Annotated in this window: 20 protein-coding genes, 1 tRNA gene and 1 pseudogene; 13 read left to right on the top strand and 9 right to left on the bottom strand. The window is 62.3% G+C overall.

All coding sequences use genetic code 11. The features are described from left to right. The 3 genes and pseudogenes from AC2FM3_RS15290 to AC2FM3_RS15280 all read right to left on the bottom strand — a co-directional run. Positions 1–422, bottom strand: a pseudogene (locus AC2FM3_RS15290) (twin-arginine translocation signal domain-containing protein); the annotation flags it as partial. Beyond that, complete coding sequence (locus AC2FM3_RS15285; protein ID WP_496683425.1) at positions 419–706, bottom strand: chaperone NapD; 288 nt, start codon at positions 704–706, stop codon at positions 419–421. The gene AC2FM3_RS15285 and the pseudogene AC2FM3_RS15290, both read right to left, overlap by 4 nt. Continuing rightward, the gene (locus AC2FM3_RS15280) at positions 703–918 is read right to left on the bottom strand and encodes a 4Fe-4S binding protein (protein WP_496683424.1); all 216 of its coding nucleotides are present in this window, start codon (positions 916–918) and stop codon (positions 703–705) included. Before AC2FM3_RS15280 ends, AC2FM3_RS15285 begins: the two co-directional genes overlap by 4 nt. Positions 919–1511: 593 nt before the next feature. Between AC2FM3_RS15280 and AC2FM3_RS15275 the strand changes: the two genes are divergently transcribed. Next, positions 1512–4799, top strand: coding sequence for an adenylate/guanylate cyclase domain-containing protein (locus AC2FM3_RS15275; RefSeq protein ID WP_496683421.1), 3288 nt, complete (start codon positions 1512–1514; stop codon positions 4797–4799). Positions 4800–4826: 27 nt separating this feature from the next. Then, positions 4827–5999, top strand: a complete 1173-nt coding sequence (locus AC2FM3_RS15270) for a hypothetical protein (protein WP_496683420.1) — start codon at positions 4827–4829, stop codon at positions 5997–5999. Here the strand turns inward: AC2FM3_RS15270 and AC2FM3_RS15265 are convergent. Then, on the bottom strand, positions 5996–9655 hold the full coding sequence (locus AC2FM3_RS15265) for a flavoprotein (RefSeq protein ID WP_496683417.1): 3660 nt from the start codon (positions 9653–9655) through the stop codon (positions 5996–5998). The two genes, AC2FM3_RS15270 and AC2FM3_RS15265, sit on opposite strands and share 4 nt — an antisense overlap. Positions 9656–9966: 311 nt before the next feature. Between AC2FM3_RS15265 and speB (AC2FM3_RS15260) the strand changes: the two genes are divergently transcribed. Continuing rightward, positions 9967–10932 (top strand): agmatinase, encoded by a 966-nt coding sequence (gene speB / locus AC2FM3_RS15260; protein ID WP_496683415.1) that lies wholly within the window; start codon positions 9967–9969, stop codon positions 10930–10932. Between the two features lie 17 nt (positions 10933–10949). Here speB (AC2FM3_RS15260) and AC2FM3_RS15255 read toward each other — a convergent pair whose 3' ends face one another. Further along, on the bottom strand, positions 10950–11489 hold the full coding sequence (locus AC2FM3_RS15255; protein WP_496683412.1) for a ZrgA family zinc uptake protein: 540 nt from the start codon (positions 11487–11489) through the stop codon (positions 10950–10952). 228 nt (positions 11490–11717) lie between these two features. Here AC2FM3_RS15255 and AC2FM3_RS15250 point away from each other — a divergent pair, with 228 nt between their 5' ends. The 9 genes from AC2FM3_RS15250 to speB (AC2FM3_RS15210) all read left to right on the top strand — a co-directional run bounded on the left by AC2FM3_RS15250 (position 11718) and on the right by speB (AC2FM3_RS15210) (position 22619). After that, positions 11718–12989 (top strand): imelysin family protein, encoded by a 1272-nt coding sequence (locus AC2FM3_RS15250; protein WP_496683409.1) that lies wholly within the window; start codon positions 11718–11720, stop codon positions 12987–12989. Between the two features lie 193 nt (positions 12990–13182). Continuing rightward, positions 13183–13668 carry a bacterioferritin gene (bfr, locus tag AC2FM3_RS15245; RefSeq protein ID WP_496683406.1) on the top strand — a complete coding sequence of 162 codons (486 nt, stop codon included), beginning with the start codon at positions 13183–13185 and terminating at the stop codon, positions 13666–13668. Then, complete coding sequence (locus AC2FM3_RS15240; RefSeq protein ID WP_496683403.1) at positions 13628–15175, top strand: di-heme oxidoreductase family protein; 1548 nt, start codon at positions 13628–13630, stop codon at positions 15173–15175. Before bfr ends, AC2FM3_RS15240 begins: the two co-directional genes overlap by 41 nt. Before the next feature lie 3 nt (positions 15176–15178). Next, positions 15179–16189 (top strand): imelysin family protein, encoded by a 1011-nt coding sequence (locus AC2FM3_RS15235; protein WP_496683401.1) that lies wholly within the window; start codon positions 15179–15181, stop codon positions 16187–16189. Between the two features lie 3 nt (positions 16190–16192). Further along, positions 16193–17281, top strand: a complete 1089-nt coding sequence (locus AC2FM3_RS15230) for a DUF1513 domain-containing protein (protein ID WP_496683398.1) — start codon at positions 16193–16195, stop codon at positions 17279–17281. Between the two features lie 99 nt (positions 17282–17380). Then, complete coding sequence (gene speA, locus AC2FM3_RS15225) at positions 17381–19270, top strand: biosynthetic arginine decarboxylase (RefSeq protein ID WP_496683395.1); 1890 nt, start codon at positions 17381–17383, stop codon at positions 19268–19270. A 23-nt stretch (positions 19271–19293) separates the two neighbouring features. Beyond that, a complete protein-coding gene (locus AC2FM3_RS15220) occupies positions 19294–20505 on the top strand; it encodes a saccharopine dehydrogenase family protein (RefSeq protein WP_496683392.1) in 1212 nt (403 codons plus the stop codon). Between the two features lie 105 nt (positions 20506–20610). Further along, positions 20611–21780 carry a carboxynorspermidine decarboxylase gene (gene nspC, locus AC2FM3_RS15215; RefSeq protein WP_496683390.1) on the top strand — a complete coding sequence of 390 codons (1170 nt, stop codon included), beginning with the start codon at positions 20611–20613 and terminating at the stop codon, positions 21778–21780. Continuing rightward, on the top strand, positions 21777–22619 hold the full coding sequence (speB, locus tag AC2FM3_RS15210; protein WP_496683388.1) for an agmatinase: 843 nt from the start codon (positions 21777–21779) through the stop codon (positions 22617–22619). Before nspC ends, speB (AC2FM3_RS15210) begins: the two co-directional genes overlap by 4 nt. On the opposite strand, the gene AC2FM3_RS15205 is transcribed toward speB (AC2FM3_RS15210), so the two are convergent. The 3 genes from AC2FM3_RS15205 to AC2FM3_RS15195 form a co-directional block, all read right to left on the bottom strand. Then, positions 22616–23206: an HD domain-containing protein gene (locus tag AC2FM3_RS15205; RefSeq protein WP_496683386.1), complete on the bottom strand. Its 591-nt coding sequence runs from the start codon at positions 23204–23206 to the stop codon at positions 22616–22618. The genes speB (AC2FM3_RS15210) and AC2FM3_RS15205 overlap by 4 nt on opposite strands. 82 nt (positions 23207–23288) lie before the next feature. Then, on the bottom strand, positions 23289–24428 hold the full coding sequence (gene lptF / locus AC2FM3_RS15200) for an LPS export ABC transporter permease LptF (RefSeq protein ID WP_496683383.1): 1140 nt from the start codon (positions 24426–24428) through the stop codon (positions 23289–23291). Positions 24429–24555: 127 nt separating this feature from the next. Then, positions 24556–24631: transfer RNA gene (locus AC2FM3_RS15195), tRNA-Trp, on the bottom strand. A gap of 142 nt (positions 24632–24773) precedes the next feature. Here AC2FM3_RS15195 and AC2FM3_RS15190 point away from each other — a divergent pair. Then, the gene (locus AC2FM3_RS15190) at positions 24774–25475 is read left to right on the top strand and encodes a lysophospholipid acyltransferase family protein (RefSeq protein WP_496683381.1); all 702 of its coding nucleotides are present in this window, start codon (positions 24774–24776) and stop codon (positions 25473–25475) included. 1362 nt (positions 25476–26837) lie between these two features. On the opposite strand, the gene AC2FM3_RS15185 is transcribed toward AC2FM3_RS15190, so the two are convergent. Further along, positions 26838–26940: EF-Tu C-terminal domain-related protein (locus tag AC2FM3_RS15185; protein ID WP_480918583.1), on the bottom strand; the 103-nt coding region annotated here is incomplete at its 5' end.

The raw sequence follows: 26940 nt of genomic DNA, 5'->3' as shown, positions 1-26940 counted from the left end.
CTTTTCTTGACCAGCGCCTCTTTCCACTTCTGGGCCATCACGTCGAAGCCTTCGTCCCAGCTGACGGGCTAGAACTCGCCGTTCTTGTCCTAGACGCCGTTCGACTTGCGCAGCAGTGGGGTGGTCAGACGGTCCTTGCCGTACATGATCTTGGACAGGAAATAGCCCTTGATGCAGTTCAGCCCCCGGTTCACCGGCGCGTCAGGGTCGCCCTGGGTGGCGACCACGCGGCCATCCTTGTTGCCCACCAGAACCGAGCAGCCCGTACCGCAGAACCGGCACGGTGCCTTGTCCCAGCGGATGTCAGCATTGGCGACTTGGGCCGCAGCCTGGCCCGTTGCCAGCGGGATACCGGCCGCGGAAGCTGTCGCGGCGGCGGCAGTTGCTTTCAGAAACGTGCGGCGAGATTCGGTAATGGTCATGACGAGGGCCGCCGGCTGGAATCTTGGCTGGGAGTTTCAGGACGCGGGCGGGTCTCCGCGAGATCTTCGAAATGGTGATAGGTCAGGGACACGACCCTGGGGATCTGGTGCAGGTCCATGATCGTCTCCGAGGCTAGGCGTTCGGGCGTATCCTCGACGATCACCACGAACCGGCCATCCTCGGCCTCGGCATGGATTTCGACCCCGTCGAACCCGGCAATTGCCGACCGGGCCGAGGCGGTGTAGGTCGGCGCGACATGACCTAGGCATCCGCAGATATTCATTCGGCGGCCTCCAGATGTTGTGCCCGCTGCAACGTGATCGCGCCCGCAGGACATGCGGTGGCGCAGGCTCCGCAGCCGATGCAGGCGTCTTCGTTCAGGACGGGGTCGGCCAATCCGCCGGTCTTCAAACGAAACCCGATGGCGCCCTGGTCGCAACAGTCCTGACAGATCCGGCAGCTGACCGCGTTCATAGACAGGCTGGTAGCGGCCACCTGCGCGCGCCACGGCCATAGGCAAACCGGGCCAGGTCCAGCGCCTTGGTCTTGCACACATTGGTGCAGTCGCCGCAGAATGTACAGCCCGCATCCTGCGGCTAGAAAACCGGCAGGCGCGGGCGTTCAGCACCAGACCCTTCTCGGGGCAAGCCGCGACACAGTCGCCGCAGCTCGTTTAGAGATCGGGGAAATTGTCGCGGTCCGCTCCCGGCGGCCACATTGCTCCGTCGTCTTCGCAAGACAGGCGCATCGTCAGGAACGCCCGCCTGCTTGCGACTGCAGACACGTGCCGCCCACCGGTTTGTTCAACATGCGTGGTACTCCGTTCGTGCTGCGTGCATAGTCTGCGCGAGTCAATGTCGACTTAATCTGGATCAAGTCGCAGCCGGTATTGCCCTGACGAATCGACAGGCCTGCACTCAGGTTTTTGCAAGGCTGAGAGCTTGGAATCTGCCTGTAGGTATGGCTCGGTCTCGGGAAGGGCGCCCCAGTAAATGCATAGACATCATGCGCCTATGGCACGAAAAATGCAGACTCGGCCCTGTGTTCTGGTCTAGGCTGAGCTTGGGTGGATGCTTCTGAGGGCCCCGATGTCTGGCGACCTGAAGGAATGGCTGAGCGCGCTTGGGTTGTCGGACTACGCCCAGGCGTTCACGGACAACAAGATCGATCTGGCGATCCTTCCCGAATTGACGGGAGAGGACCTGCGCGAGATCGGCGTCACCGCCGTGGGCGACCGCCGGCGGCTGCTGCGCGCCATCGCCGACATGGATGAACCCGAAACCGTTACCCCCTACCAGCCTGCGACCGCACCGGAACCGGCGAGACGGCAGGTCACCGTTCTGTTCGCCGACCTGACCGGGTTCACGAAACTGTCCAGCGAGCGCGACGCCGAGGACATCCACGCCCTTTTGAACGCATTCTTCGGCAAGGTCGATCGCGCGGTCGAAAAGTACGGCGGCCGGATCGACAAGCATATCGGCGACGCCGTGATGGCCGTGTTCGGAGCACCGATCTCGCATACCAACGACACCGAACGGGCCGCACGCGCCGCGCTGGAGATCCACGCCGCCCTGCCCACGCTGGACCCGCCGCTGTCGTGCCATATCGGCATCGCCTCGGGGCAGGTCATCGCCAGCAACACCGGCAGCGCGGCCCATACCGAATACACGGTGACGGGAGACGGCGTGAACCTGGCCTCGCGCCTGACCGATATCTCGGCCCCGGGCGAGACACTGGTGTCGCACGACATCCAGAGGGCCCTGGGGCCGCTGTTCGTCGGCGAGGCGATCGGCACGAAGGCCATCAAGGGCCTGAACAAGGATGTCGAAGTCTGGCGCCTGGATCGCCTGACCCGAAACATCCGCGCACGCCGGCACAAGTTCATCGGACGCGCCCGCGAGCTGTCGCTGTTCTCGGCCACATTCGACCGCTGCAAGCAACACGGCAAGGGCGAGGTGCATATCGTTCTGGGCGAACCCGGCATCGGCAAGACCCACTTTTCCGAACAGGTGGCGGACCTGGCCGAAAGCCTGTCCTACGCCGTGCATTCCGGCGTGGTGATGGATTTCGGGACCCGCGAAGGGCATTCCGCCATCCAGTCCATCGCCCGAAGCCTGATGGGACTGGACCCATCGGACGCCCGCGGTGCAGGAGCCGACGCCGTCCGGCAAGCCATCGACCGGGGCTGGGTCAGCCCGGCCGGTTCGGCCCATCTGAGCGCCCTGCTCGACCTCGAACAAGAGCCCGGCCTGGCCGAGGTGTATGCGGCGATGGACAACGCCGCGCGCATGCGCGGCCGGCGTCAGGTAATCGAAGATCTGCTGAGGGCCCGCAGCCGCGAGACCCCCCTGCTGATCCAGGTCGAGGACATCCACTGGGCCTCGCCCGAGATCCTGACCCAATGCTGCCAGATCGCTGCGGCAACGCGGGATCTGCCCTGTGTCCTTCAGATGACAAGTCGGGTGGAAGGCGATCCGATTGATCGCGATTGGGAAATGGCCACCGACGGCGCGCTGATCTCGAAACTGGAATTGTCCCCGATGGGTGACGCGCAGGCCCGCATGCTGGTCGAGGAATTCACTGCCATCGACCCCGCGCTTCTGGAAACCTGCGTTCAGCGTGCGGGCGGCAACCCCCTGTTTCTTGAACAATTGCTGCGCAACATCGATGCCCTGACCCGCGAAACCGTTCCGGGCAGCATCCAGGGTATCGTGCAATCGCGGCTGGACGGGCTGGACCGGAGCAGCCGGGCGGCGATCCAGTCGGCCTCGGTTCTGGGGCAACGGTTCTCGCCCGAGGTTCTGAGCTTTCTGCTGGGCGAAGATCAACTGGACATCTCGACCCTGACCCGCACCGCGCTGATCCGCGAAACCGGGTCCGATCTGATGTTCGCTCACGCCCTGATCCGCGACGGCTCGTACGCGACGCTGGTCAAATCCGAACGCGCCCGGCTGCATGAACAGGCCGCCCGGTGGTACGAAGGCAAAGACGCCACCTTGCGGGCAAGGCATCTGGACCGGGCCGGCGCCCCGAATGCGGCCCTGGCCTATCTGGAGGCGGCAGAAAACCTGATCCAGTCGTTCCAGTTCGACGATGCCAATCCCCTGATCGAGCGCGCCCTCGAATTGCCTGCCTCGCCGGACGTTCGGCTGGACCTGTACTGCGCACGCGCCGAAATCCACCGGCTTCAGGGGCTGTCCGACGACGCCCTGCGGGAATTCAGCGAAGCGGCGGCGCTGGCCGACAGCGACGAACAGATCTGCCGGGTCCATATCGGCCTGGCCCAGGCCGCCCGTCAGGCCAGCCGGTATCAGGATGCGCTGAACAGCCTGGAGATTGCCGAAGCCGCCGCCAGACGCAGCGGTCTGGAACGGGATCTGGCGCAGATCAACTATGTGCGGGGCAACATCTATTTCCCGCTCGGCCGGGTTCAGGACGCCATGGACAGCAACGAAATCGCCCTGAAGCTGGCCCGCAAGCTGGGATCGGCGCGGCTGGAGGTCGGCGCGCTCAGCGGCTTTGGCGACGCCAATTTCATGAACGCGACCATGCAGACGGCTGCCACATTTTACACGCAGGCGGTCGAGCGGGCACGCGAACACGGTCTGGTGCGCGATCTGGCAGCCAACCTGCACAATCTGAGCGTTGCCCGCAGCTACTCCGGAGACGTCGCCCAGGGCCGCGCCGACGCGCAGGAAGCCATCGAGATCAGCCAGAAATACTTTGCCTTCGTCCCCGAATGCGTGGCCCAGACCTGTCTGGGTGTGGCCTGTACTTTTCAGGGAGACCTCGACGGCGCGCGTGACGCATTCGCCCAATCTGCCGCGATCGCCCAGCGCGTTGGGGCCAAACGGCTTGAGGCGCAGGCGCTGGAGCATCTTGCCCGGACTCAGGCCTATATCGGAGAGGTCAGCGCGGCGCGCGAAACGGGGGGACAGGCCGTTGACATCGCGTTGGAACACGGACGCAACTTCGTCGGCCCCAAAGCCCTTTCGGCACTGGCGCTGGCGCTGGATGATCCCGATCGGCAAGACGATCTGCTGGCGCAGGGCGCCGCCATCATCGCCGAGGGTTGCGTGGGCCACAGCCACCTACATTTCTATACCGACGCCAGCGCGGTGATGCTGGCGCGGCACGAGTGGGACCGCGCGGTTGCCTTCGCCGACGATCTTGCGGCCTTTACCGCCTCGGAACCCCTGCCGATGGTCGATCTGTCCATCCGCCAGACCCGTATCCTGGCCCAGGCCGGACGCGCCGGGATGGACCCCCGCACCCATGCGGAATTCGACGCGCTGCAATCCGGGTTCGCACAGATGGGTATATCGCGGTCGTTGACCGGCAGCCTGGATTTCCTGGCGCCGGAAACCGCGGAGTGACAGATACATCAGACCGAAAGGGCCCGGATGACGATCGAAAAAAAGGTTTGGCTGTTGTCGGGCATCCTGTCCGCCGTCTTGATGCTGGTTCTGTTCAAGCTCTGGGTCGCGTTGAACCGGTTTGACAACGATCCAACGCAATTGCCGGATGTGGACGCCGTCGATACCTTTCTGGCCGGGCTGGACAACGCGCCGGACCTGCGGGTCAAGACCGGCATCTTCATCAAGAGCTTCAGCTTCGAAGGCGCCAGCGACGTGCGGGTCTCGGGCTATGTCTGGCAGCACTATCTGGATGGCGAACACGATGCGATCCGGCCGGACCGGGACGAGGTGGGCTTTCTCCTGCCCGAAGCGGTCGATGTCGCGAATGGCGTGATCCAAGAGGCCTATCGAATGAAAAGGGACGGCAGTACGCTGATCGGGTGGTATTTCGAACAGACCCTGCGCCAGTCTTTCGACTACACCAGCTATCCGTTCGATCACAAAACCGTCTGGGTCCGGTTCTGGCCGGGGCGCTTCGACGTCAACGTGGCATTGGTACCGGATTTCACCGCCTACCCCGCCACGGGACCGCAGGACATCTTTGGCATCGACAACCGCATCGTCATGGGGACGTGGGAGCGTGAGAACACCTATTTCGACTACAAATTGTCCGATCTGGATACGACGCTGGGCATCGGCGAGAACGAGTTTCAGACCAATCTTCCGGAACTGCACTATAATTTCGTCATCAAACGCAATTTCGCCAACGCTTTCGTGGTGCACATGATTCCGCTGATCGTGGTGACGATGCTGCTGTTCGGCGCGGTGATGACCGTTACGCGCAAGCCCAGCCTGGTCGAGCGGCACGATTTCAGCACATCGGGCGTGATCGGAACCTGCTCGGTCCTGTTCTTCGTGATCCTGCTGGCCCATGTGCAACTGCGCGAAGGCTTTGCCGGGTCGCCGGTCATCTACATGGAATCGTTCTTTTTCCTGATGTATTTCATGCTGCTGGCTGTCTCGGTGAACACATATCTGTTCGCCTCGGAATCCGCGCCGTCGCTGTGGGTCATCCACTACAGGGACAATCTGATCCCAAAGGCCGCCTTCTGGCCCTTCGTCCTGATCTGCATGATCGCGATCACCGGCTGGAACCTCAGCGTGAAGGCGCGACCGGCCACCGGCGCGCCCCCGGCAGTGGCGCACCAGAGCGGTTAGGTCACCGCCTCGTACCCCGGCTTCAGTGTGCCCGTCGCCATGTCGATCGTATACTCGTCCACCAACTCGGACGTGCCGCGCTCCAGATCGGCCAGGTATTTTTCCGGATTGGCGATGACATAGACATAGGCGGGCTTTTTCACGCCATCCATCAGAACGTTGATCCGCTTGCGGACATAGACGTTGTCGGCCGCGCCCGGCCCATGAAAGCCCTCGAGCTTGTCCAACTCCTTCAACCCGCCCGAGGTGACCCGATAGACCTCGCCCTTGATCGGACGCCCGGTGCCCTTGCGGTCGACCAGCGTGGCCATGCGGTGCAGATAGGCACAGTTCGGGTTGTCACAGAACGGCTCTTTGGGAACGATCAGGGGCATCGGCTGCCGCGTGATCGCAGGCCCGACCAGATCATCCAGCACATCCGCATGCGCGTCGTGGTTCGGAAATCCTTTCTTGAGCGATCCGTAGGTGAAGTACAGATAGGTCTTCTCGCGGTCTTCGATCAGGTCGTCTTCGTCTTCCACTTCTTCCGGCTCTGACAGGCCATGGGTGTTGGCCCAGTTTTCCAACATTGCGCGGATCTCGTCCGACACCCTGATGCCCCTGGAACGCACCGGATCCTGCAGGAAGTGGATCAGCGGGCTTGCATCGATGCTATCCGCCGCCAGCAGGGTTGCGACCATCTCGGCCGAGTTGTTCATCGCCGCCACATGCAGGCTGGTAAAGCCGTGATCGTTGGTTGCGTTCACGTTGATACCGCGGGCGATCAGAGCCTTGGCGGCCTCGATGTCCGGCTTGCCCAGGTCCTGCCCGTTCTCGGTCAGTTCGCCCTCGCCGCCGGCTGCATAGTGCAGCAGCGTGTCGCCATTGTTGTCGTCCACGATGTCGATGCCGGCAATCCCGTCGTCGATGGCCTTGAGCACGGGTTCCCACCGCTTGAAATCATCCGAAGCCGCGGCCTCCTGCGCCCATTTGCAGATGTTGTGTTCGTGGTTTTCCAGCTCTTCGAACGCTTCTTCCAACACCTCCATGATCTGGTCGGGCGTGGCCATCATTCCGATGCCCATCATCCCGTTCGAAAGGCGCCCCTTGCGGGGACCGACAAGATCGATCCCCAAATCGCGCAGCTTTTCGACGTTTTTCTGGGTGGTGACGTTGTTCCACATGTTGGTATTACAGGCCGGGCAGAGGATCGCCGGCTTGTTGCGGTACTGCCAGGCCACAAAAACCGAGGTCAGCAGGTTGTCTGCAATGCCGTTGGCGATTTTACCCATCGTGTTGCAGGTGACCGGCGCGACGATCACGCAATCGGCCCAGTCGCACAAAGCCAGATGCGAGGCGCGCAACGGCATGGCAAACTCGGTATAGCGGAAATTCCACTCGTCATCGTCACGGTAGTAATCGTTGTGGGTGATGTAGTCCTCGACCTTCTGGGTCTTGGACTTTTTGCGGTTCCGCTTTGCTTTCCGGGCCTCGGCGTCCTTGTCGGATCCGATGTCGCGAAAGAATTTCTCGGCGGCGACCGAGGGGATCAGTTTCACGTTGTGGCCCGCCTTGGTGATCCGGGCGACAAGTTCCGGCACCTTGTCGGCCGCGGACGAGCCGCAGGCGCACAACAGAACGTTCCGCCGCCCGTTCGGCGGCGCGGTCAACCCGCCCTTGGGGTAGCCGAAGATGTTCTTGTCGAGGCTCGGCGACTCTTGGCGCAGCAAGACCGGCAGACCAGCCTTCTTCATCTCTTCCTGCAGGCTGCCGTCCAAGATCATGTCGACGATGTCGCTGCGCTTGCCCAGACATTTCCCCTTGAAGAAAAGATAAGGCACCTTTTCCTTGCCACTTTCCGCCACCAGTTGCCGGCGCATTTTCATGGCATTGGCCCCGTGCCCAGCGACATCGACAAGCCTAACGGAGGTCGCGCCGATATTGGCCAGGATGTTCTTCAACATATGCGACCACGGGTCCTCGTCCTCGTAAAACAGAACCAGCGGGTTCTCTCGGACAATCCGCGCCACGTCGCTGGGGTCTTCCGGGGGCTGGGTCTCCTCGATCACCAGCATGGCCGGACTCTTCAGGTCGCGCAGCCCGCGAAAGATATGCCCCCGCGGCGCCTGCCAGACCTGCGACGTGGCCGGGCTCATGTCGACGACGGTGACAAGGTCGGCCTTTTCGTCATAGGCGATGCACAGGCACCAGAACTCTTCCAGCAGCGCCGTCTCGCGGAACACGTTTTCAGGCGGCCGGATCACCTCGAACCCCAACACGCGGTTGAAGTCGATGTTGATCATCAGGTGGCGCCCCTCATGTTCGTTCAGACTGCGCAGCTGATCCCGGAACCAGTCTTGCGGCGACCTTTTGTCCTTGCCGGGTCGCTCCGCATAGCTGCGGAACGTGCTGCCGATATGCACCTCGGAAGTGCCGGCCAGATACCGTTGGGCCATCTCGCTCATCTTCTTGGCGGTCGATACCCGGCTCAGCGCCTCGGTGTACGAGGTCTGGGTCGCGATCAGCAGCTTGTCTTCGGTGACCTGGACATCGCCAAGAATCTGCAGGCTTTCGGCCAGAACGCCTAGACTGTTCATGTTCGGGCTGGCCCGCCGGAACAGGTTGCGGCGTTTCTTGGGGTCTCGGGCCAGATACCGGGTGCTGTCCACGTAGTTGCAGTCCTGACGGAAGGTCTGCAACGTGGTCTTGACCGCCTCGCGCGCGGAAAACCGCAACAGACCGCGCGCCCGCATCGACGTGCCGTCTCGGTCGGACATGGCCGCGTACAAGCGGTCGATCGTGGTGACCCACAGCTTGCCGTATTTTTCGGGATGCACATCCATCATGTGCACCAGACCGGTGCTGGGGTTGCACTTGGCGATCACCGCGAAATGGCCGCCGGGCATGGTGGGCTTGCCATGCGCGACCCCAACCTGAAAATTCGCCACCAGAATGTCGTTGTCCCCGCCCAGGCGATTGGATTCGTCAATCGCCTCAAGCAGCAGCGGCACTGAGGTCGTGGCCTCGTCCATGAAATAGGCCTGGACCTGCACCAGGTCGCGCAGACCCTGCGAATGGATATAGGTGCAGGCCACGTCGAACAGTTCACCCAGCGAGATGCCGTCATTGACGACAAAGCTGGTGGGTAGTTCGCAGACCCGGAAGATGTCGTTCACCTCGCAACTGAAGCCCAGCGCCGACATGCTCAGCGCGGCCGCGGTCACGCTGCAACAGTTGATCGGCTGCTGGAAATTCTGCAGATGCACGCTGACCAGATCGCCGAACAGGGTCGCGAAACACTCGGCGCGGATCTCGGACGGAATTTCATGCCACTTGCCGCGCGACAGATAGGCGATCCGCGTCCCCGCAAGCGCGACGGCCTGCAGGCTGACAGGGAGATCCGGGATTTCAAGATGTTCCTCATAGAAATAGTCACCATCATCGGCCGTCGCCAGGTTGACCCCGCCCTGCCGCAGCTTCACGATCCCGTCCAGCACGACATACATTCCGTCCGGCGCAAGGACCGCATCCTCGGTCACCTCGAACAATTCAAAACGGCTCTGCAACTGGTCGGGGTTATTCTGGGCCAATTCGCTGGGCAGAACGGCAAAGATCTTGCCCCAGTCTTCCGCAGTGGCGTTGATCGGCTTAGAATTTGAAATCGCTTCCGTGGTCATGGCCGTTCCCTTCCCCAAACAAATGGCGCAATCTCTTGTGTCGGGTTTTCACGTTCCAGAAATCGGAAACGGCGGATCTGCCCAATCGTAAGGCCCAGACCCGCGGACCGGCAAATGAAAGTGCCACCTTCAAATTACGCACACGCTAAATGACCCATATCGCGCTAGATTAATGCATAATGGCAGCAAAATCACTGATATTTGTTCCTTATATGTCTGCTCAGGATCCGCCCGCGACAGGCGTGTTGATTGCGCCAACGTTGCTGTTAGCCTCGTGATCGCCGCCAGCGCACGCAACAAACGGAGCCAAGATGTCAGATCACGGATACGAGACCGGTCGCCTGAACCTGCCTTTCGTGGGCATTCCGACCTTTGCGAAGAAACCCTATGTGCAGGATTGGGACCGGATCGACGCGGATGTAGCCATTCTGGGCGCTCCTTTCGACTTTGGATGCCAGTACCGCAGTGGCGCCCGTTTCGGCCCGAGGGCGGTGCGCGAGGCCTCGACCCTGTTCAGCTTTGGCCATGCAGGCGCCTATGACCACGAAGACGACGCCACCTATCTGGGCAGCGACGTGCGCATCGTCGATCTGGGCGATGCCGACATCATCCACACGCGAACCGAAGCCAGCCATGCCAACATCGAACACGGGGTGCGCAAGATACTGAAGGCAGACGCGCTGCCGGTCGTGATCGGCGGCGATCATTCGGTCAACATTCCCTGCATCAACGCCTTTGCCGATGATTGCGCCCGCAACGGACCGATCCATGTGATCCAGATCGACGCCCATCTGGACTTTGTGGACGAGCGGCACGGCGTGACGGCCGGACACGGCAACCCGATGCGGCGCGCGATCGAGAAGCCCTATGTCTCGGGCATGACGCAACTGGGCATTCGCAACGTCTCGTCCACCGCTCGGGACGGATACGAAGACGCACGCGCCCGCGGGTCCGACATCCTGTCGGTCCGGCAAGTGCGCAAGTTGGGAACACCAGCAGTTCTCGACCGCATTCCCGCCGGGGCACGGTATTATGTGACGATCGATATCGACGCCTTCTGCCCCTCGATCGCGCCAGGCACCGGAACGCCCAGCCATGGCGGATTTCTGTACTATGATGTGCTGGAACTGCTTCAGGGGCTGGCCCGCCACGGCAATGTCGTCGGCATCGACCTGGTCGAGGTTGCTCCGGCCTATGACCCAACGGAAAGCACCCAGATTCTGGCCGCGCAAATTCTGCTGAACTTTTTAGGCTTCATCTTTCACGAAAGGACCTAGAACCCGAATGGCTGGAGTCAGGTCAACCCGGACAGATCGGCTGCCGGGCTCTGGCGCGTCAGGTCGAACCGTCGCGTGCCGGTTTCGGACCGGACGAGCACAACCAGACGGCGGGCCTTGGGGAATCGGTCGAAATAGGCGGTGCGCAGGGCGCTGATCGCGCTGATGTCGCGGCAACGGATCAGATACTCGGCCTCGAACTCGGGCGCCTTGCGGCCCTCGCCGCCGGGCGTTTCGACAAGCGCCACATTGGCGGAAACTGTGACGCAGTCCGCCTCGGGCGCCACGACAAAAAGTTTTAGCGGCAGCGAGAGTTCCGAGACCGCCGCCGCCACCTGGGCCCGCTGGGCATTGTCGCCCGCGGGCAGGTCGAAGCCGACGATATCCAGACCGGGCACCGACAGAGACAGTGTAAGGTCCATGGCGTGGATGCCGATCTCAAGCGTTGCGGGACCCGTCTCGCTTTTGGCCTCCTGCGCCCGGGATGCGGTGGACAGAACCAGCAAAGAAACCACCAGATACTTGAACACGACCGGCACCACCCACCCCGAAATCACCGTGTCATTCTACCCGGCCCGGACCGTCAGGCAATAAAGAACGGCGGGTCTCAGCCTCGCCGGATATGGGGAGGCGAGTGAGGCGGGCCATGCAAAGCCCAGGCGTCGCCGCGCCCGAAAAGCTGACAAAAAAACTCAGATTGACATACCTGACAATTTCACTCAGTAATTCGGTGCCGCGCATCGACTTCGCGCGCCGAATTTTCATTGAAACAGGACTCCGAAAATATGCCCCGTTTTCTTTCCGCCGCCAGCACCTTGACCTTGCTGATCGCCTCGGCCGCATCAGCCGCAGGCGCTCCGGCGACCTCAGCCGTGCTGGACACCTATGCCGATATCGCCCAAGCCACTTACGAAGACAGCCTGACCGCAGCCAACCGCCTGCGGGCGGCCGTGGGTGCGTTGATCGAACGCCCTTCGGCCCAGACCATGCAGGCCGCTCGCGCGGCTTGGATCGCGGCTCGGGTGCCCTATCAACAATCCGAGGTCTTTCGGTTCGGCAACCCGATCGTCGATGACTGGGAAGGCAAGGTGAACGCTTGGCCGCTGGACGAAGGCCTGATCGACTATGTCGATGCGGCCTATGGCGGGGCCACCGACGAAAACGCGCTTGCGGCCCTGAACGTGATCGCCAACCCGACCTTCCAACTGTCGGGAGAAACCATCGATGCAAGCGAGATCACCCCGACTCTGCTGGCCGAAACCCTGCACGAGGCGGACGGGATCGAGGCCAACGTGGCCACCGGATATCACGCCATCGAGTTTCTGCTGTGGGGACAGGACATGAACGGCCATGGTCCCGGTGCCGGAAACCGCCCGTGGACTGACTATGCGCAGGGCGATGCCTGCACCAACGGGAACTGCGACCGGCGTGCGCAATACCTTCAGGCCGCAACCGATCTGTTGGTCAATGACCTGGAATGGATGGCCACCCAATGGCACGATGGCGGCGCCGCCCGCGCAGCCCTGTTCGAAAATGAAGGCGCTGGTCTGACCGCGATTCTGACCGGGATGGGGTCGCTGTCCTACGGCGAACAAGCCGGTGAGCGGATGCGCCTGGGCCTGATGCTGAACGACCCGGAAGAGGAACATGACTGTTTCTCGGACAACACCCACAACAGCCACTACTATGACGGGCTGGGCATCCAGAACGTTTATCTGGGCAGCTATGTCCGCATCGACGGCACGTTGGTTTCCGGTCCCTCCCTGTCGGATCTGGTTCTGGCCTCGGCCCCTGAACTGGACGACGAGATGAAGACCAAGCTGGCCAACACGATGCAGGCCCTGGGCCGGATCAAGACCACGGCCGAAGCCGGGCTGGCCTATGACCAGATGCTCGAACGCGGCCATGCGGGCGGCGAAGCGCTGATCATGGGGGGCGTCAACGCCCTGATCGACCAGACCAAGACCATCGAGCGGATCTTGACAGCGCTGGATCTGGACCAGATCGCGTTCGAGGGGTCCGACAGCCTCGACAACCCTGATGCCGTTTTTCACTGAAACGCCACCAGCCAGAGCGCGGCAGATCCGCAAGCGATCTTCACGCCGGGAAAAATCTACCACGCTCTGGGGAAATCGGCAGATTGCGGCGGCTGCATGCCACTGTTTCTCGAAACGATGCGCACAACCGATACCCTTGGGGTGCCCATGCAACTCCGGACTCTTCGTGCGGGGTCAACACAGGAGAGCGTAAATGAAAGGCGATCCAAAGGTCATCGAATACCTAAACACGTCCCTGCGGCATGAACTGACGGCGGTCAACCAGTACTGGCTGCACTACCGCCTGCAAGAGGACTGGGGCCGGGGCCACATGGCTTGGAGAAGCCGCGAGGAAAGCATCGAAGAGATGCAGCACGCGGACAAGCTGATCGCGCGGATCATCTTCCTGGGCGGCCACCCCAACCTGCAGAAGCTCGACCCGCTGCATATCGGGCAAACGCCCAAGGAAACGCTGGAATGCGACCTGGCGGCCGAGATCGACGCCCGGGCCTTGCACAAGGAAGCGCGCGAATACTGCCAACAGGCCGGCGACGTTGTGTCGATGGCGCTGTTCGAACAACTCATGGCGGACGAGGAAGGGCATATCGATTTCCTCGAAACCCAGCTTGACCTGTATGAAAGGCTTGGCGAAGCAAATTATGCGCAACTCAATACATCGAAAATGGACGTGGCCAAATAAGGCGGGCCTCTTCGTGGTGGCCGCTCTTGCAGCCACCCCTTCACTGTCTCAGGATCTGCGGGACACCCACCTGACCCCTCTCCCCCGAACCGACGCTGAAAGGGCACGTATCGCCGCAGCCACCGCGGTGCCGTCGGATTTCTCGCAGTCCCAGCGCTACGAAGACCTGCCGGCAGGCGCCGCGACGGTGCGCGCTCGTGCCGATGCGGATGCGTTCTCGCAACCCTCGGCCAACCTGAGCTTTGAGCAGGAGCTGGATTTCAAGGTCGGCAACGGGTTGTTCAAGAAGGTCTGGGTGTCGGCCCCGTCCTCGACCCTGGCCTCGGACGGGCTGGGGCCGCTGTTCAACGCGCGGTCGTGCCAGCGCTGTCACATCAAGGACGGGCGTGGCCACTCCCCTGCCGGACCCGAGGACAACGCCATTTCGATGTTCCTGCGCGTTTCCATCCCCGGGACGCCCGCAGACGCGCCGGAAGGGATCGAGGGTTATCTCGCCACCCTGCCCGAACCCACCTATGGCGGCCAAATGCAGGATTTTGCCCTGCCCGGCCACAAGGCCGAGTACCGGCTGGACATCACCTACGAGGAGATACCGGTGGAGTTGTCCGGCGGCGAAACCGTGTCGCTGCGCAAGCCCACCTACAGAGCGGCCGATCTGGGTTATGGGCCTTTGCACCCTGACGCGATGCTCAGCCCGCGCGTTGCGCCGCAAATGATCGGTCTGGGCCTGCTCGAGGCGATCCCGGCCGAGGACATCCTGGCCCAGGCCGACCCGGAAGATACCGATGGAGACGGGATCTCGGGGCGGCCCAACATCGTGTGGTCGACGGAATTCGGCGAACCCATGCTGGGCCGGTTCGGGCTTAAGGCGGGCATGCCGACGATCATGGAGCAGTCAGCCGCAGCCTTCGCCGGCGATATCGGCATTTCCAGCCCGCTCTACCCCGCGCCCTTTGGCGACTGCACCCCGGCGCAGGCAGATTGCCAGGCCGCCCCGCATGGTGACGGCGACGAACGCAGCTTCGAGATCGACCAGCAGGGCATGGATCTGGTGGCCTTCTACAGCCGCAACCTGGGCGTTCCCGCCCGGCGCGATGTGGATGACCCGCAGGTTCTGCGCGGGAAAGAGGTGTTCCACACCATTGGCTGCGCGTCCTGTCACACGCCCGCTTTCGTCACCCACCGCCTGCCCGACCGGCCCGAGCACAGTTTCCAACTGATCTGGCCCTACACGGACCTGCTGCTGCACGACATGGGCGAGGGACTGGCCGACAACCGCCCCGAGGCCCGCGCCACGGGCCGCGAATGGCGCACCGCGCCACTATGGGGCATCGGCCTGACCGAACGGGTCTCGGGGCACACTCAGTTCCTGCATGACGGCCGCGCGCGCTCGCTTCTCGAAGCGGTCCTGTGGCACGGGGGCGAGGCCCAAGCCGCGCGCGATGCGGTCGTTTCCATGCCCAAGCCCGACCGCGATGCGTTGATCCGGTTCCTCGAAAGTCTGTGACCGATGCGCCTGATTGCCGTGATCCTTTCCGCATTGATCCCGCTCTGCGCGGTGGCACAGAACTGCGATGCGGTCCTGGTCGACGTAACCAAGGCCCATATCCTGCCGCGTTTCGACCGCTTTGTCGAAGCGACGGCCACGCTGGATGCCGCTGCACGGGCCGACTGCGCGCCGGGGTCCGCCGATCTGCGCGCGGCCTATCACGCCGCCTTCGACGCCTGGGTATCCGCCAGCCACCTGCGGTTCGGCCCGACCGAAGTCGGTAACCGTGCCTTTGCCCTGGCCTTCTGGCCCGACAGCAAAGGGTTCACGCCCAAGGCGCTGTCGACGATGATCGCGGCCGAAGACCCGGCCATTGCCGACCCCGATGCCTTTGCCGAAACCTCGATCGCCGGGCGCGGTTTCCTCGCGCTCGAGAGGATGCTGTACGACCCGGCCTTTGCCGATCAGGGCGATGCGGCCTATCGCTGCGGGTTGATCCGCGCCATCGCCGCCGACATCCATCGCACCACCCGGGCCATCGACCGGGACTGGCACGGCTATGCCCCCATCATGACCCAACCCGGGCCGGACAGCCCCTATCGGTCGTCCAACGAAGCCCTGCAGGAGCTCTACAAGGCCCTTGTCATCGGGCTCGAATTCACGGCCGATACCCGTCTGGGCCGCCCGATGGGCAGTTTCGACCGCCCCCGCCCCAACCGGGCCGAGGCCCGCAGGTCGCTGCGGTCTCTGCGGCATGTGGAACTGTCGCTGGTGGCGCTGCGCGATCTGGCGGCGCGACTGGCGGCCGACCACCCGCAGATTGCGGCCTCGCTGGACGATGCCTTTGCCCGCAGCATCGCCCGGGCGCAGGCGCTGGATGATCCCGCGCTGGCCGGCGTGGCCGAGCCACACGGGCGGTTTCGGGTCGAGGCGCTACGGCAGTCGATCAACGACATCCGCAGCCTTGCCGCCGCACAGCTGGGTCCGACCCTGGGTATCAGCGCCGGGTTCAATTCGCTGGACGGAGACTGACCCATGACCAGCCGCCGAGGATTTCTGGCCGGTCTGGCAGCCGCCGCTCTTGCCCCCCTGCCCGGCTGGGCGTCGGTCGGCTCGCCCGACTTTCTGTCAGCCGCCTTGTTCAAAGATGGGTTGTACCGCTTGGTCGGGTTGACCAGTCCGGGGGAGGTTCGGTTCTCGATCCCCCTGCCCGGCCGCGGGCACGCCGCCGCCGCCCATCCGCATCTCGCGCGGGCCGTTGCATTCGCGCGCCGTCCGGGGCGGTTTGCGCTGGTGATCGATTGCGCGACCGGGGACCAACTGGCCCAGCTCAAGGCACCGGACGGGCGTCACTTCTACGGCCACGGCGCGTTTTCGCCCGACGGCCGCCGTTTGTTCACCACCGAAAACGACTACGAGGCAGGCACCGGGGTCATCGGCGTCTGGGACGCGTTCTACGGCTATGCCCGGCTGGGCGAGTTTTCTTCGGCGGGGGTCGGCCCCCATGACGTGATGCTGATGCCCGACGGCAAGTCTCTGGCCATCGCCAACGGCGGCATCGAAACCCATCCGGACACAGGGCGCACCAAGCTGAACCTGCCGACCATGCGCTCGAACCTGACCTATGTCAGCCTCGACGGATCGGTTCTAGAGCAGGTCGAACTCCCCGCAGCGCTACACAAGAATTCGATCCGACATCTGGCCGTTCGCGCGGATGGCCTGCTGGCCTTTGCGATGCAGTGGCAGGGCGACTTCTCCCACAAGCCGGCCCTGCTGGGGCTGCATCGGCGGGGTGGCCGTTACCACCTGCTGTCTGTGCCGGAAGACATACAGGCGACGCTAGCCGGCTTTGCGGGCAGTGTCGCCTTTTCCGCCGAGGGACGACAGGTCGCCATCACCTGCCCGCGCGGCAACGCGCTGCTCGTCTTTGATGCCGAGGCGGTCCGTTTTGACCGCGCCCATCCGTTCAGCGACGTGTGCCGGTTGGGCCCTGGGCCATCCGGCTTTGTCTTTACCACCGGGCACGGCGATGTGGGGCATTTGGCTGGGCCAACCCCGGCGGTATCGCCCCATCCTCGGGTCCACTGGGACAACCATCTGGTTCCCATTCGACCCGTGATCTGAATTGGGCTAACCTCCGAAACAGATTACACTTGGAAGAATCGAACAGCTGCCGTATTGGCGGGCGAAATTTTCACGCCTGCAACGCAAGGACTGACTGGATTGAAACAGACGCCCGTCGCACCGCATTCCATCTACGGAGTTGAAAAATGGGGCAAGGGTCTCATCGAGGTGACGGAGGACGGCGAGATCGGTCTGCGCAATCCCATGGCACCCGATGCGGCGGCAATCAGCCTGCCCGGCATTCTGCACGACCTTGATCAGCGCGGGATCAAAGCGCCGATGATCCTGCGCATCAGCTCGTATCTGGAACGCGAGATCGCGCACATCAACGAAAGCTTCCGCGATGCGATCGCGCGTACCGGCTACAAGGGGTCCTATCGCGGCGTGTTCCCGATCAAGGTGAACCAGCAGGCGCAGGTCGTCGACCGGATCGTCGAGTTCGGCAAGCAATACAACTACGGGCTCGAAGCCGGATCGAAGCCCGAACTGGTGATCGCCCTGGCGCACCGTCTGGCCCCCGAGGCGCTGATCGTGTGTAACGGGGTCAAGGACGCAGAGTTCATCGAGTTGGCCATTCTCAGCCGCAAGATCGGGTTCAACACGGTCATCGTTCTGGAAAGCCCGAAAGAGGCCGACACGGTCATCGAGGTTTACAACGAGCTGGGCATCGAGCCGCTGCTTGGCGTGCGAGTGAAACTGACCAACCAGATCAGCGGCAAATGGCAGGAAAGCTCGGGGGATCGGTCGACCTTTGGCATGAACACCGATCAGCTGGTCGCGGTCGTCGACAAGCTGCGCGATGCGGGCCTGCTGCATTGCCTGAAGCTGCAGCATTCGCATCTGGGCAGCCAGGTGCCCGACGTGAACGACGTGCGCCGCGCCGTGGGCGAGGCCTGCCGTTATTACACCGAACTGACCCGCGAGGGCGTGCCGCTGACGCACCTGGATCTGGGCGGCGGCATGGGCGTCGATTACACGGGCGAGAAGAAGGCGACCGAGAACTCGATCAACTACACGGTCGAGGAATACTGCGCCAATGTGGTGGAAACCGTGGCCTATGCCATGGACGAAGCCGAAGTGGACCATCCCACGCTGGTGACCGAGAGCGGCCGCGCGGTAGTGGCGACCTCGTCGATGCTGGTGTTCAACGTGCTGGAAAGCACGCTCTATGACGCACCCAACGGCCCCGAGGTGGAACCCGACGACCACCACCTTGTGTCAGATCTGGCGGCGGTGAACGGTTATCTCAGCCACGACCGCCTGCAGGAATGCTGGAACGACGCAACCTTCTACCGCAACGAGTTGCGGGCCCTGTTCCGCCGCGGTTACGTGGACCTGCGTCAGATGGCCCGGGCCGAGCGCATCTACCTGTCGCTGATGGCACGGATCAAGGCGCTGGCGGCCTCGGACGAGGTCGATACTGATGTGGATGACCAGTTGGAGAAGCTGGCCGATATCTATCACTGCAACTTCTCGTTATTCCAGTCGCTGCCCGACGTCTGGGCAATCGACCAGCTGCACCCGATCGTGCCGCTGCAGATGCTGGATCAAGCCCCCGACCGCCGCGCGGTGCTGTCCGACATCACCTGTGATAGCGACGGCAAGATCGACCGGTTCATCTTGGCTGACGGCGTCTCGCCCAGCCTGCCCGTGCATTCCCTGCCCGAAGATCGCGACTATTACATGGGCGTGTTCTTCGTCGGCGCCTATCAGGAAACCCTTGGCGACCTGCACAACCTGTTCGGCGACACCAATGTCGTCACCATCGACCTGCGCGCCGATGGCGGGTTCGACCTGCTGCACGAGCAAGAGGGCGACACCATCAGCGAAGTCCTGTCCTATGTCGAGTTCGACCCCAGCGATTGCATTGCCGCCTTCCGCAAGATGGTGGACGAGGCGATTTCGACCGGCACGCTCAAGGCCAAGGACCGCAAAACCCTGATGAGCGCTTACCGCGACAGCATCAACGGCTATACCTATTACGAATAACCCCGGCGAAAGGAGATTTTCCCATGGGCAAGACACTGGTTGTTGGCGCGGGTGGCGTCAGCCACGCCGCCGTGCACAAGATGGCGATGAATTCCGACATCTTCACCGAGATCACGCTGGCCAGCCGCACCAAGGCGAAATGCGACGCCATCGCCAAGTCGGTCAAGGAACGCACCGGCGTCGACATCAAGACGGCCGAGCTTGACGCCTACAAGGTCGCCGACACCGTCAAGCTGATCAAGGAAACCGGGGCCGAGATCCTGGTGAACTTGGCCCTGCCCTATCAGGACTTGGTGCTGATGGATGCCTGCCTCGAGGCCGGGTGCCACTACCTGGACACAGCCAATTACGAGCCCGAGGACGAGGCCAAGTTCGAATACCACTGGCAATGGGCCTATCAGGACAAGTTCAAACAGGCCGGCCTGACCGCCATTCTGGGGTCGGGGTTTGACCCGGGCGTTACATCCGTCTTCGCCAAGTGGCTCAAGAAACACAAGCTGGACACGATCCGCCAGATCGATGTGCTGGACGCCAATGGCGGCCAGAACGATCAGGAATTCGCCACCAACTTCAACCCCGAGATCAACCTGCGCGAAGTGCTGGCCGACGCCCGCCACTGGGAAGGCGGCGAATGGAAAGTGACGCCGGCCATGACCCACAAGGTCGAGTTCGACTTCCCCGGCATCGGGCTGAAGAACATGTACCTGATGTATCACGAGGAACTCGAGTCGCTCTCGACCCACTTCCCCGAGATCGAGCGTGCCCGTTTCTGGATGACCTTCGGCGATGCCTACATCACCCATGCCAAGGTGCTGCAGAATGTCGGTATGACCCGGATCGACCCGGTGGTGCATAACGGGGTCGAGATCATCCCGATCCAGTTCCTGAAGACACTGCTGCCCGACCCCGGCGATCTGGGCGCCGAAACCAAGGGCAAGGCCTGCATCGGTGACATCGCCACCGGCCAGGCCAAGGACGGCTCGGGCGAAAAGACCTACTACATCTACAACATCTGCGACCACGAGGAATGCTACCGCGAGGTCGGCAGCCAAGCCGTCAGCTACACCACCGGCGTCCCGGCCATGATCGGCGCGGCACAGGTGCTGAAGGGCAACTGGCGCGAGCCGGGCGTGTGGAACATGGAACAGCTTGACCCGGATAATTTCATGGACATGCTGAACAAGCACGGCCTGCCCTGGCAAGTCCACGAACTCGACGGCCCCGTCGATTTCTGATCCCTCGGGGCGGTCCGCGCGACCGTCCTGCTTCATCTGGCCCAAAATATCCCGGGGGTCCGGGGGCAGCGCCCCCGGCCTCTCCACTTTCAGGAGATGCCGGACATGACCCAATTGATGCAGACACAGGCCGGAGATGCCGGCGCCTTCCGCCACTTCGACCTGAACCGCGTCCCTTCCCCCTGCTTCGTCGTCGACGAAAAAGCGGTGGAGCGAAACCTGGCGGTTCTGGCCGATATCGGCGAGCGGTCCGGCGCGCATATCCTGTCGGCGCTCAAGGCATTTTCGATGTTCGCCCTGGCCCCGCTTGTCCGCCAGTATCTCGGCGGCACTTGCGCCAGCGGCATCTACGAAGCCCGGCTGGGCCGCGAGGAATATCGCGGCGAGGTCGCGACCTTCTGCGCGGGCTACAAGGATTCCGACATCGACGAAATCCTCGCCCTGTCGGATCACATCATCTTCAACAGCCCCGCGCAGAAAGACCGCTTCTTGGCCAAGGCTCAGGCCGCCGGGCGGCAGGTCGGGCTGCGCATCAACCCCGAACACTCCGAAGGCGAGGTTGCGAAATACGACCCCTGCGCTCCGTGCTCGCGCCTCGGCACCCCGGTCAGCCAGTTGGACGCCAAGGCGCTGGAAGGCGTGGATGGCCTGCACATGCACACGCTCTGCGAACAGGGGTTCGAACCGCTGGCGCGCACCTGGGCCGCGGTCGAACCGAAGCTGGCGCCTTTCCTGAACGAGCTGAAATGGCTGAATTTCGGCGGCGGCCACCACATCACCCGCAGCGACTATGACCGCGACGGGCTGGTGGATTTCATCAAACACATCCGCACAAAATACGGCGTCGAGGTCTATCTGGAACCCGGCGAGGCGGTGGCGCTGGATGCGGGCATCCTGGTGGGCGAAATCCTGGACCTGCCACACAACGGCATGGATCTGGCGATCACCGACATCTCGGCCACCTGCCACATGCCCGACGTGATCGAAGCCCCCTATCGCCCCGCCCTGATGGACGAGGCCGAAACCGGCCACACCTATCGTCTGGGCGGCCCCTCGTGCCTGGCGGGCGACGTGATCGGCGATTACACCTGGGCCGAGCCGCTGCGGATCGGGCAGCGCTTTGCCTTCCTCGATCAAGCGCATTACTCGATGGTCAAGACCAATACGTTCAACGGTGTGCCCCTGCCCACGATCGCCCTGTGGAACAGCGAAACCGATGAGCTGAAGATCATCAGGCAATTCGGCTACGACGACTTCAAAGAGAGGCTTTCATGAGCATTTTCCTCGACAGCGAACTGACCGAGGCCGAACGCAGCGAAGACGCCCGGTTCCGCGTGATCCCGGTGCCTCTGGAGCGCACGGTCTCATACGGCTCGGGCACGGCAGGCGGACCCGCCGCGATAATCGAGGCCAGCAATGAACTCGAACGCATCACCGGGCATGCCGAACCCTGTGTCGAAGGCATCTTCACCGAGCCCCCGCTGGACTGCGAAGGCCCGCTGCCGGACGTCATGGAGCGTCTGGCCCAGCGCACCGAGGTGGCCGTCCGCGCCGGCAAGGTGCCGGTCACGCTGGGCGGCGAACACTCGCTCAGCTACGGCGCGGTCATGGGTGTAGCCCGCGCCTTGGGTCAGCCTCTCGGCATCGTGCAGATCGACGCCCATGCCGACCTGCGCAATGCCTACAAAGGCGAAAAGCACAGCCACGCCTCGGTCATGCACCTGCTGGCCGAGGAAGGTATCCGCCTGGCCCAGTTCGGCGTCCGCGCCTTCTGCGAGGAAGAGGCCCAGAGCCGCCTGCGCCACCACGTCTTTCACGTCGATGCCGAGGAACTGGTGACCGGCAACATCCATGCCGTCGACCTGCCCGAGGATTTCCCCGAACTGGTCTATGTCAGCTTTGACGTCGACGGGCTGGACCCGTCGCTGATGCCCGCAACCGGCACGCCGGTTCCGGGCGGGCTGGGATACTATCAGGCGCTGCACCTCGTCGAGCACGCCCTGAAGGGCCGCCGCTGCGTCGGCTTCGACGTGGTGGAACTGGCCCCGGACGGCAACGCGGCGTGGGATTTCACCGCCGCGCAGATCGTCTATCGCCTGATGGCCTCCTGCTAGTCCTCGGCGGTTTCGTTGAGCTCCATGTGCCCCTCGCCCCTGTTCAGGATGCGGCGCAGCATGGGCTCGAAGAACTCCAGCGGCTTGGTCGGATAGTCCGGGTCGAACGCCTTCTGGTCGTATTCATGGCAGAAATAGCGGCAGTCCTCCCAGTAGGGGCTGTCGCGATACTTGTCGCGCGCATTGCGGTCTCCGCCCAGATGGTGGTTATAGTAATAACCTTGGAACACGCAGTGATGTTTCAAAATCCAATAAGCCTTTTCGCTCACATAGGGCTTCATCATCGCCGCTGACAGCTCGCCGTGGTTGTAGGGCGACAGGATGTCGCCCACGTCATGCACCAGTGCCGCAATCACGATTTCCTCGTCCGCGCCATCCTCGTAGGCGCGCGTCGCGGCCTGCAGGCAATGCTGGTAGCGGTTGATCGGATAGGGCGTCCAGTCCTCGTCCAGTGACCGGATGGCGTCGAGGATGCGGTCCGGCAGGGCAGCGTTGTAGGCGTCCTCGTAGGCCATGACCGCATCCCAGTCGGCCTTCGTTGCCTCTTCGAAACTGGTCCAGTTGGGTGTGTGGCGATTGTCTGGCATGGCGCGCCCCTCGGTTGGATATTGCCCCGAGAGTAGCGCGGCGGATTGCATCCTCAAAGCGAAATGACCCGCGCAGTCTCCGTCAGGCCGCCGCCTGACAAGCCGTATCGGACCGGCCGCGTCTACGGGTCAACGGCCGGCCAGCCAGGGCCAGAAACACTCCCGACACAATCACGCCAAGCGCCGCTGGCGCATAGAGAAGCGGCCACAACTGCGGGTCGCCGATGACGATCGGCGAAACGAACCCACGCACGCCTTCAAGCAGAACAAGGATCGTGAAGGCCCCGAATATCTGCGGCCAGAGACCGAAACGCGAAAAACTGCCCAGCATCAGCGTTGCATATCCTACCATGGCAACGGCCACGCAGATCGCAACCCACGAGAACCGCTGATGCAGCTCATCCACCAACTGCCCGATGGAATGGCCCTCTTGCGCGGCCAAGGTATCCAGGTCGCCCAGAAGTTCGGCCGTCGAGATGGCTTCGATGCTGCGCTGTCCCAAGTCCGATTTTCGCGTCAGCTCCGAGATGTCATAGGCGGCATCCTCGAACCGCGTCGATGCAAGCGTTCGGCCGGCCCGGTTCAGCCTTAGTGCCAGCCCGTCAACCATGACCAGATGCACGCCCGACCCATTGTTCACCAGATAGGCCGAGGTGCTGGAATAGGTAGCCGGATTGGCCCTGTCACGCCGGTCCGACACGAAGACTTCGTGCAACGTGCCGTCCAGATCGATTCGGCCGATATAGACCGTGACGCCCGGCACCGGATGCATGAATTCGCCTTCGTTCAGCAACTGCGCAGTGACATCGGCGGCCACTTCGGATTCGCGCCGTTCGAGCTGATCGACCGAAGCGGGGCGCAGGAACACGCTGATGATCGCCATCATCACCCCTGTGACCACCCCGAACAGGAAAACCGCGCGCCCCAACCGCCATGGGCTTGAGCCCGTGGCCAGCATCACCGTCAGCTCGCTTTCGCGGGTCAGGCGGTTGGTGACATATACGGCCGCCGCGAACACGGCCATCGGCATTACCGTGCGGATCAGCGTCGGCAAAGTCAGCGCAGTGAACTCGAGGAACACCATAGCCGACTGACCGCCGCTGATGACCCGCTCGAACAGGCTGACCGAGCGGGTGATCCAGAAGACCCCCACCAGCACCAAGGTGAAAAAGCCGAAAAGCACCAGCAATTGCCGCAGGAAATATCCGTCAAAGCGCGACATGTGACCTCGTTCAGCTGTTCCTGCGATCACGCGGACAATAGGCCATTTGCAAGGCGGAAGAAACCATGATTGCACGTTCGTTGCGCGCGTGGGTTCGGCGGCAAAGCAACGGTCGATTTAAGGGAAATGGCAGGGGCAGCAGGGTTCGAACCCGCGACCTACGGTTTTGGAGACCGTCGCTCTACCAACTGAGCTATACCCCTGTACTGCGCCTCAGATATGCCAGCCACGCGGCGGACTCAAGAGGCTTTTTGCAGTTTCCCGCGCCTTCCGGTTTCGACAAACAAGTTGCGCAGGCCGTGCAGTTCGCTAAGACAGGGCTCGGCCAGAAAGAGGATACCCGCCGTGAGCCTGCGCAAGAAGATTGCAGACAGCGAAGCCGTTCTGAACTGGTTGGCTCGGCGCATCGCCGGATATATTCGACTGGTCCATCGCAACACGCGATGGCAACGGATCGGCTATGAAGAGCTGGACAAGCTGGCCGAACAGGGCGAGCCGGTCATCGTGGTGTTGTGGCATCAGCGTCTGGCGCAGTCCCCCTATTTCTTCCCGCTGGACAAGGGGCGCATCTGTTCCATCACCTCGGCCGCGCGCGCCGGCAGCATGGTGGGGCGGGTGCAGAAACTGTTCGGAATGGACACCATCGCCATGTCCAGCCACAAACGTCATGTGGCGCTCTCGCGCGAAGTGTTGGGCAAGATGAAGCAGGGCATCTCAATCGGCATAGCCGCAGACGGCCCACGAGGACCCGAGCGGATTTGTTCAACTGTTCCGCTGGTATGGGCACGCAGTTCGGGCAAACGAGTGTTCGGGATCACATATTCCGTGCGCCATGGCCGTGAGGCCGGCACTTGGGATCGTCTCCTGCTGCCTCGCCCCTGGCGAAACGAAGGGGTGTTCCTGTGCCGCGAATGGACTGAAACCGTCCCGCGCAAGGCGACGGAACAAGAGATCGAATCGCTTCGTCTCAGTCTGGAACAGCACATGAACGACATCACCGCCGAAGCAGACCGGATCGTCGGTCGAGAACCTTGGGCGCCGGAATAGGGCCGTCCGGTTTGCCCTGGGCAGCGTTTCCTCCGCAACCACGGCCGTCGACCTGATATCGGTCATGCTGCTCCAAGCCCCATGGAACCCAAACGCTGCGCATGCCGCCGCCTTTACGTTCTGCATGAGAACGCGCACCAGAGGCTGGGAGGAATTTGTCGCGTTCGTCAACCGTCGCTCATCAATATGCAACTGATCGCAAGGCGGTCTGCTGAGAAAGCCGACGGGTCTCGACGGCACTATGAGCTGTCTTGATCAATACCAGCGCCCTTGACACACTCATATCTACCTTAAGCAGAATGCAATAATTTCTACAAAGCTTTTTGTTGTTGCGCTGGGGGGGGCAATTTGCGCCGCACTTTTTGTTGGTCCATTTCTCCCAAGCCAGAAACAGAAAGCACAGGCGGCTCAGATTGAGCGCATGGTGAAGGGCAAGGCAGACCCCTAGGACGCATCCACATTCGAGCCATCTGATTTCATTTACCCGACCGTTCAGTCTGACAATATAACCGTTTTCCTGGAATTTCAGCCGTACATCGAAAAGGTTTGCTTAAGCACCCCGCGCGGTTATTTCGATCCACGACCTAAATTTCGAAACAACACGACGCGGCAAGACCAAGTCTTACTGAATCAAGGTGAAGCTTTCACCCCCTGGCAACCTGAGCTTTTGCCTAGAAGCCTAGAGGGGCCCTATGTCGAAACGTTGTCGATCGACTAAGTCCCGATGGATGATCTCGCCGCATATCATGTCACCCCCGTTCGCGGGTATACAGCCACTGATGTACCCGCGTTTTATGCGGTCAAGTCTATCACTTGGGCTGAAAACGTCAGTGTCTGGTGCGCCGCCTTTCCGAGATCCAAAAAACCAGCGCCTACGGCGATACAGAGCTGTATATTTCCCGCAATTCCAGCGGTCCAATCACCAACGTGAAAACGTGCAAAAAACCGCGTTCTGTACTGTATCCGGGCTGTCGAATTTACATGGAGTCGCCGCTGGTCGACTTCGATATTGGTTAATTTCTGAACCTTCTACCCCATTGGCAAGACATGTCATGCAATGCACGGGCGATTGTGTCCTGCATAGCCATTAATTCTCTCTGTTACCCGGGTCGAAGCGGTCGTTTTCCGAGCCCCAGACGCAAAAAAGGCCGCCCCTTGTGGAGCGGCCTTCTTTGATTTCCTAACCGTGTTGCTTTCGGCAGATTTTCCCCTGGAAAATCACCTGCCGCAACCAGGCGCGGCAAGCGCGCCTTGCGCGATGATTTTCGACACACTTTTTGTGCGCGTCTCGTGATTATTGAATCCAAACAAAAAGGGCGCCCCGAGGGACGCCCTTTCCGTTTGATCATTCGCGTGTGCGAATTACTCGATGATTTTCGAGACGACGCCGGCGCCGACGGTGCGGCCGCCTTCGCGGATGGCGAAACGCAGGCCGTCTTCCATCGCGATCGGAGCGATCAGTTCG

The organism is Ruegeria sp. BHSB172 (genome assembly GCF_059613165.1).
Note: the sequence above shows the minus strand (reverse complement) of the source record. Positions and strands in the feature narration are given on the sequence as shown.